Annotated in this window: 6 protein-coding genes, 1 pseudogene and 1 riboswitch; of the genes and pseudogenes, 3 read left to right on the top strand and 4 right to left on the bottom strand. The window is 46.1% G+C overall.

Annotation, left to right across the window (positions count from 1 at the left end; genetic code table 11):
• Positions 1-1,374: pseudogene (locus tag BLT29_RS13480) on the top strand (hypothetical protein); the annotation flags it as partial.
• Between the two features lie 99 nt (positions 1,375-1,473).
• On the opposite strand, the gene pckA reads toward BLT29_RS13480, so the two are convergent.
• A complete protein-coding gene (pckA, locus tag BLT29_RS08130; protein WP_090775820.1) occupies positions 1,474-3,051 on the bottom strand; it encodes a phosphoenolpyruvate carboxykinase (ATP) in 1,578 nt (525 codons plus the stop codon).
• Between the two features lie 236 nt (positions 3,052-3,287).
• A riboswitch (SAM riboswitch) is annotated at positions 3,288-3,397 on the top strand.
• A 222-nt stretch (positions 3,398-3,619) separates the two neighbouring features.
• Here pckA and metK point away from each other — a divergent pair.
• Entirely contained in the window at positions 3,620-4,828 is a 1,209-nt protein-coding gene (metK, locus tag BLT29_RS08125) for a methionine adenosyltransferase (RefSeq protein ID WP_090775819.1), read from the top strand.
• Between the two features lie 49 nt (positions 4,829-4,877).
• On the opposite strand, the gene srtD is transcribed toward metK, so the two are convergent.
• Both srtD and BLT29_RS08115 read right to left on the bottom strand, forming a co-directional pair.
• Positions 4,878-5,450 (bottom strand): class D sortase, LPxTATN-specific, encoded by a 573-nt coding sequence (srtD, locus tag BLT29_RS08120; RefSeq protein WP_245701168.1) that lies wholly within the window; start codon positions 5,448-5,450, stop codon positions 4,878-4,880.
• The gene (locus BLT29_RS08115) at positions 5,450-5,983 is read right to left on the bottom strand and encodes a gamma carbonic anhydrase (RefSeq protein ID WP_090775817.1); all 534 of its coding nucleotides are present in this window, start codon (positions 5,981-5,983) and stop codon (positions 5,450-5,452) included. The genes srtD and BLT29_RS08115 overlap by 1 nt, the downstream gene beginning before the upstream one ends.
• A 131-nt stretch (positions 5,984-6,114) precedes the next feature.
• Between BLT29_RS08115 and BLT29_RS08110 the strand changes: the two genes are divergently transcribed.
• On the top strand, positions 6,115-7,173 hold the full coding sequence (locus BLT29_RS08110; protein ID WP_090775816.1) for a tetraprenyl-beta-curcumene synthase family protein: 1,059 nt from the start codon (positions 6,115-6,117) through the stop codon (positions 7,171-7,173).
• Between the two features lie 73 nt (positions 7,174-7,246).
• On the opposite strand, the gene BLT29_RS08105 is transcribed toward BLT29_RS08110, so the two are convergent.
• Positions 7,247-7,810, bottom strand: coding sequence for a beta-class carbonic anhydrase (locus BLT29_RS08105; protein ID WP_090775815.1), 564 nt, complete (start codon positions 7,808-7,810; stop codon positions 7,247-7,249).
• Positions 7,811-7,819 lie beyond the last annotated feature (9 nt).

Genomic DNA, 7,819 nt, shown 5'->3' with positions numbered 1-7,819 from the left:
CCGACGGGAGTGACGGGTCCAACGGGAGTAACGGGACCGACCGGCCTACGAGGAATAACCGGGGCAGGAGTGACAGGAGCGACGGGAGTGACGGGAGCAACGGGACCGACCGGCCTACGAGGAATAACGGGGGCAGGGGTGACAGGAGCGACAGGAGTCACCGGTCCAACGGGAGCAACGGGACCGACCGGCCTACGAGGAATAACCGGGGCAGGAGCTACGGGAGCGACAGGAGTCACCGGTCCAACGGGAGTGACGGGACCGACCGGCCTACGAGGAATAACGGGGGCAGGGGTGACAGGAGCGACAGGAGTGACGGGTCCAACGGGAGCAACGGGACCGACCGGCCTACGAGGGATAACTGGGGCAGGAGTGACAGGAGCGACAGGAGTCACCGGTCCAACGGGAGCAACGGGACCGACCGGTCTACGAGGAATAACCGGGGCAGGAGTGACAGGAGCGACAGGAGTGACGGGTCCAACGGGAGCAACGGGACCGACCGGCCTACGAGGAATAACTGGGGCAGGAGTAACAGGAGCGACGGGAGTGACGGGTCCAACGGGAGCAACGGGACCGACCGGGGTAACAGGAGTGACGGGACCGACGGGAGTGACGGGTCCAACGGGAGCAACGGGACCGACCGGCCTACGAGGAATAACGGGGGCAGGGGTGACAGGAGCGACAGGAGTCACCGGTCCAACGGGAGCAACGGGTCCGACAGGAGTAACAGGAGTGACGGGACCGACCGGAGTAACGGGAGTGACGGGACCGACGGGAGTAACGGGAGTGACGGGACCGACAGGAGTAACAGGTCCGACGGGACCGACGGGAGTAACGGGAGTGACGGGACCGACCGGAGTAACAGGTCCGACGGGACCGACCGGAGTAACAGGTCCGACCGGACCAACCGGAGTAACGGGGCTACGTGGCCCAACGGGTCCGACTGGAGCTCTTCCATTTGAAACAACATTTGCTGAATTCTTAGGTTTTGGCTTTACAGGAGTAACGGGAGTAACAGGTCCAACACTTGTTGAATGGGCAAATGTAGGAGCGACAGGAGTTGGTATTTCTCTTGTGGGCAATACGATGATCCAATTAGATCCGACAGCAACTTATTTCGTAAGTGCCACTGTAATGGGAAGTGGTGCGATGGGGATGTTAGGTGCTACTGCGGAAATAGGAATGAATATTAATGTAGATCCGCCACCGCCTACTCAAGTATTGAGGGAAATATCAATGGGAGAAATACTGACGTTTACGCGTTCATTCGTTGTATTGGCAAATACGCAAAAAGAATTGCGAGTGTTATTATTTTCTGGAGGAACATCAGCACAGTTTAATAATATTTATTTAACCATTGTTAGAATTGTGTAGAAGTATTGTGTGGGATTCTATTCAATAATAGTCATAGAAAAAGCTTCTCCCTATTAACAGTCTAATGTTACATAGGGAGAAGCTTTTCTGTTTGTAAAATTACTTTACCGGTCCTGCTTGATAAACATTCGTGTCGACTGAAGAGAAACGTTTAAAGTTTTCTCGGAACTGCTGCGCAAGGTGTGTCGCTGTTTCGTCATAGGCAGCTGTATCTTGCCACACATTTCGTGGGTTTAATAGATGATCGGGAACACCTGGACAACGTACAGGCATGTGCAAGCCGAAAAATGGATCACAAATTGTGTCTACGTGTTTTAATTCTCCTTGAATGGCAGCTTCCACCATCGCGCGTGTGTAGGATAATTTAATTCGTGCACCTACACCGTAACTACCCCCAGACCAGCCGGTATTGACGAGGAACACGCTTACATCATGATGCTCAATTTTTTCACCAAGCATTTTGGCGTAGCATTCAGCTGCACGTGGCAAGAAAGGTGCGCCAAAACAAGTAGAAAAAGTTGTTTCTGGTTTGGTAATGCCTCGTTCTGTGCCGGCAAGTTTACTTGTGTATCCAGATAAAAAGTGATACATTGCTTGTTCTTTTGTAAGTTTACTAATAGGTGGCAATACACCAAAAGCATCGGCAGTTAAAAAGATGATTGTGTTTGGATGTCCGGCGATACTAGGTGTGATCGCGTTTGGAATATGCTCAAGCGGATAGGCAGCCCGTGTATTTTCTGTTTTTATACGGGCGCGATAGTCCGGTTGGCGTGTTTCAGGATGCAAGCACACATTCTCTAGTACTGTACCGAATCGAATAGCATCCCAAATTTGTGGCTCTTTTTCTCGAGATAGATCAATACATTTTGCATAGCATCCGCCTTCAATATTGAAGACACCATTGTCGGACCAGCCATGCTCATCATCACCGATTAAAGAGCGATTATTTGAGGCAGACAACGTTGTTTTTCCTGTTCCAGAGAGACCAAAGAATAATGTCACTTCACCATCACTGCTTGTGTTGGCCGAGCAATGCATTGGTAGTACGGATTCATCAGGTAATAAATAATTCATGACAGAAAAAATGGCTTTTTTCATTTCTCCCGCGTATTCAGTACCGCCAATTAAGACAACACGTTCTTCAAAAGAAATGATCACAAATGCCTCAGAATTTGTACCATCAATGAGTGGGTCTGCTTTAAAAGTCGGTGCGCTTACAATTGTAAAAGAATCTTTTTTTGCTGTTGAATCACTCGTGCGAATAAATAATTGCCGGGCAAATAGATGGTGCCACGCAAATTCATTAATATATGTGATTGGAAGTTGGTAAGTAACATCAGCACCTGCGTATCCTGTTGATACATAGCACCCTTCTTTTTCTTGCAAATAGCATAACACTTTTTCGTATAGTCGTTTGAAGGTAGAGGGATCTATCGGTTTGTTTACGTTCCCCCAGTCAATTGAAGAACGTGTCGCGTCTTCAGAGACAATAAACTTGTCATTAGGGGATCTACCGGTATAAGCTCCTGTCTCCACAGAAAGCGCACCTGTTGGTGTAAGGGTACCTTCTTTGCGAGCGAGTGCATGTTCAACAAGTGTTGGCACAGGCAGGCTGTGTAATGTATGCTGACTTGAGAGTAACTGTTCTAATTGTGTTGAGCCGTTCAAAATGTTCATATTGATCTCCTTCCCTTAATCAGGACAAGTATAACGTATCAGTCTTGATTTAGTATAACACATTATAGTCATTATTCCATACTAAAGTGAGCAAAAATGTAATAAATTTATTCGACACAGGTTAAAAAAGGTTTATCCATAGCAACCTTTCTTTTTTTGTCGAGTTATGTTAGACTAATAGGGCAACATACTGACGTGCTCACGTTAAAGTGGTGAACACTCCAGTAAACGTAGTACTTTTATCAAGAGTCGGCTGAGGGACAGGCCCAACGAAGCCCAGCAACCAACACCTTTTAGAGGTGGAAAGGTGCTAACCTGCAAGACAATATGTCTTGGACGATAAGAGGCGAATGGTAAACATTAGGTACCCTTTTCCTCGCGGAGAAGGTTTTTTATTGTGTACAGGTGTATGTCTCAATATTACTGGAACTTTGAGGCAAACGTTAGCATAGGCTGTTGTTAGTTCCCCTCTAGAACGCTTATGGAGGACTATGGATACGCCTTGTAGACATAAAAAGGAGATACCATAGAGCCAAGCAGTCCGGAGAAATAGAGAGGAGTATGTAAAGTGGAAAAAGAAAGAAGTCGGCATTTATTTACATCTGAATCAGTAACCGAGGGCCATCCTGATAAAATTTGTGATCAAATTTCGGATGCGATTTTAGATGATATTTTGACAAAAGACCCAAATGCTCGTGTCGCTTGTGAGACATCGGTCACAACAGGTTTAGTGCTTGTCGCAGGAGAAATTACAACGAGTACGTATGTGGATATTCCGAGTGTGGTACGTAGAACGATCAAGGAGATTGGTTACACGCGCGCAAAATACGGTTTTGATGCGGACACTTGTGCAGTATTAACATCAATTGATGAGCAATCGGCTGATATTGCCCAAGGTGTGGATGAGGCACTTGAAGCAAGAGAAGGACAAATGACGGATGCGGAGTTAGAAGCGATCGGTGCTGGGGATCAAGGGTTAATGTTTGGTTTTGCGACAAATGAAACGAGCGCGCTCATGCCATTACCGATCTTTTTAAGTCACCAGTTGGCCCGCCGTTTGTCGGAAGTCCGTAAAGACGGCACACTTAATTATTTGCGCCCCGATGGGAAAACGCAAGTGACGATTGAATATGATGAACAAGGTAAGCCGGCGCGTGTAGATACGATCGTCATTTCAACGCAACATGCACCAGAAGTGACCCTTGAACAAATTCAAACAGACTTGAAAAAGTATGTCATTGAAGCGGTTGTACCAAGTAAATGGTTGGATGAGGAGACAAAGTATTTTATCAATCCAACAGGTCGCTTTGTCATTGGCGGACCACAAGGAGATGCGGGGTTAACGGGAAGAAAGATTATCGTTGACACGTATGGTGGTTATGCGCGCCATGGCGGCGGCGCTTTCTCTGGGAAAGATGCAACGAAAGTTGACCGTTCAGGTGCGTATGCAGCACGGTATGTGGCAAAAAATATCGTGGCAGCAGGATTAGCAGAGAAATGTGAAGTGCAGCTTGCTTATGCAATTGGTGTTGCCCAACCCGTGTCTATTTCTATTGACACGTTTGGTACTGGACGTGTCGCTGAAGAGACGCTTGTAAAATTGGTACGGAAGCATTTTGATTTGCGTCCGGCTGGAATTATTAAGATGCTCGATTTACGTCGACCAATTTACAGACAGACAGCGGCATATGGTCACTTTGGTCGTGATGATGTGGCCTTACCTTGGGAAGCGACGGATAAAGCTGAAATTCTCAAGGCTGAATTAGCAACACAATAATTTGGATTAAAAAAGCCTTATGCCGATGATACCGGCACAAGGCTTCTTCTTAGTCAGTCACCGGATAGGCATACGCAACGAAACGCTCGGGCGCATCGCCAACAAAAGAAAATGGGTAACATGTTGTCACAACAAGGACTTCTTCACCCATCTCCCGAATGACAGATGTGTCATCTTCTGAGACGATATCTGTTTCTTTAATTTCATAAGTGTATGATCCATATGGCATGTTAATTGTAAAGGTATCACCAATCTCAATTTTATCAAACTGGCGGAAGACCGTGTCGCGGTGACCGGACATGACAATTTGTTCTCCTTGCCCGGGAAGGACGGAGTCAACTAAATGACCAATTCCTTTATCAAGCGCGTCTGCGTCGGTTCCTTCAACAATAGGTAATGTCTTATCTAATTTAGGAATATCCATTGTCGCGAATGCCTCATACATTTCTGGTTTGTAAGATTGAATATCAAAATTTTCTTCTGGCGCGTTGTTTTTTGACAAGTTCTCTTCTGCTTGCGCCAGTGATTGTTTTTGTTGTTGTTCATTTTTAATAAATAAATAACCGAATACAGCGATAGAGATGACACCAGCGATAATAAGAAGATTGCTGATCCACTTGATCATTGAATTTCCCCCTGTTTCTCACTTTGGATAATTTTATATGCTTGTCCTTTTTCTACATATTCACGGCGAATACGCGCCATATCAGCCTGGTCTTCATCGTTTAACGGACGGATCACTTTAGCCGGACGACCGAAGGCGAGCATACCTGGTGGGATCACTTTTCCCGGAGGTACAAGGCTGCCAGCGCCGATAAAAGCCCCTTCTCCAATTTCAGCGCCATCTAACACGATCGATCCCATACCGATGAGCGCATTTTTGCGAATGACCGCGCTATGGAGCATCACTTGGTGTCCAACAGTGACATCATCTTCAATGAGTAATGTCCGGTTGGGGCTTTGATGAAGCATTGATTGGTCTTGAATGTTGACACGATCCCCAATGATCGTTGGGGCGACATCGCCGCGAATGACCGTGTGAAACCAAATACTTGATTCAGCGCCAATCGTGACATCCCCGGTAACACAGGCATTTTCAGCAATAAAAGCGGATGATGCAATACATGGTGTATGATTGCCATAACGGGAAATCATAGGTGCACTTCCTTTTCGATAAAGTTAAAAAGCGTTATAATGAGTGTAACCTAAAAGAGGTGGATGCGACAAGCGAGATGTCTAATAAGGAATGTTGGGTGTCGTGTTTACAATAGAAGGAGTGTTTTTATTTGTCAGCACCAACAACTGCAATACCGCTGTTGTATCGGATTTATCGAAAGGTGATCCCGACTGTTCATAAACATTATGATGCGTGGATAAATCGCGCGCAAACGATTCCTGATCCGGAATTACGAAGCCAAGCCCTTGATGCCCTGGCGCGGAAAAAGTTTCATTGTGAAGGTGGCGGTGTTTATGGGCTAGCGGCACAAGGTCACTTTGAGGAGCTTATTCAGTTTATTATTTCTTACCAATTGATTTGTGATTACTTAGACAACCTATGTGACCAAAGTGACTCACTGGATCCAAATGATTTTCGGGCGTTGCACAATGCGTTGCTCATTGCGCTTCAACCTGGGGTGGCGCACGAAGATTATTATGCTTATCGCGCGCAGAAAGACGACGGCGGTTATTTACAAGCGTTAGTAGAAAACTGCCAAAAGATTGTCACGACATTTCCGTCTTTTACCGTGTTTCAGCCGCACATGCTGAAAATGAGTGGTTTGTATGGTGACTTGCAAGTATACAAGCATGTAAAAAAAGAGGATCGTGAACCACTCTTAAAAGCGTTTTTTGAGAAACATCGCCATGATCTCCCTGAGGAGATGACATGGTATGAATTTGCGGCGTGCACGGCGTCGACATTAGCGATTTATACGATGGCAACGTATGCGACGAAGCCCGATGTCTCTTGGGAGCTTGCACAAACGATTTGTGATGGCTATTATCCGTACGTTCAAGGGATGCACATTTTGCTTGATTATTTTATTGACCAAAAAGAAGATATCGCGGACGATGAGTTGAATTTCTTGTTTTACTATGACAGCAAGGAGCAAATGGAGGAGCGTTTCCGGTATTTTGTTAGGAAAGCAGAAGAGACCCTTTCTGAGTTGCCGGATCCAAAATTTCATCGGATGTTGATTCGTGGGGTCATTGCGCTATATTTGGCGGACGAGAAAGTCCAAAAGGACCCTGAGCTCAAGGGGCAGTCAAAAGAAATTTTTAAGACAGGTGGACTGCATACGTTTTTCTTTTTCTTAATGAATAGCCGGATTTTTAGGCGGAAGTGAGGTGGATAGAAGCTGGCGAACCTGTGTTAAGCAGGTTACCAGCTTCTATTTAGAACAACGATGAGCTTTCAGATCACGCCTGTAAATCCCGCACCAATAACTCGAGCTCTCCCGTCTCTGGATCAATTACAAGCCCATGGACGCGCACATCGCTTGGGAGGAGCGGGTGGTGGACAATCGTGTCGACACTGTGGCGCACGCTTTCTTTTACATCGTCGAAGCCAGACAAAAATTGGTGAATATCGACACCTGCATATTCTAGTGATGCAATTTGGTCAAGGTCTACCCCGCGCCCTTCTGCTTTTTCAAGGATAGATGGTGCTGATAAACCCGTCATGCCGCAGCCATGATGACCGATGACATACACTTCTTCTGCGCCAAGTTCATAAATAGCGACTAAAATACTACGCATAATGCTTCCGAACGGATGAGAAATGACCGCGCCAGCATTGCGGATAATTTTTGCGTCACCATTACGTAGGTTCATAGATGCGTGCAGCAACTCGACGAGCCGGGTGTCCATGCATGTTAAAATGACAATCTTTTTTTCCGGAAATTTTGTGGTGGTGAAACGTTTATAGTCCTCATTGGCAACGAATGTTTGATTAAAGGATAAAATGTTGTCTAATTGCGTCATGATAATGGC

It is taken from the genome of Shouchella lonarensis (assembly GCF_900096965.1).
Classification (GTDB): domain Bacteria; phylum Bacillota; class Bacilli; order Bacillales; family Bacillaceae_D; genus Shouchella; species Shouchella lonarensis.
Note: the sequence above shows the minus strand (reverse complement) of the source record. Positions and strands in the feature narration are given on the sequence as shown.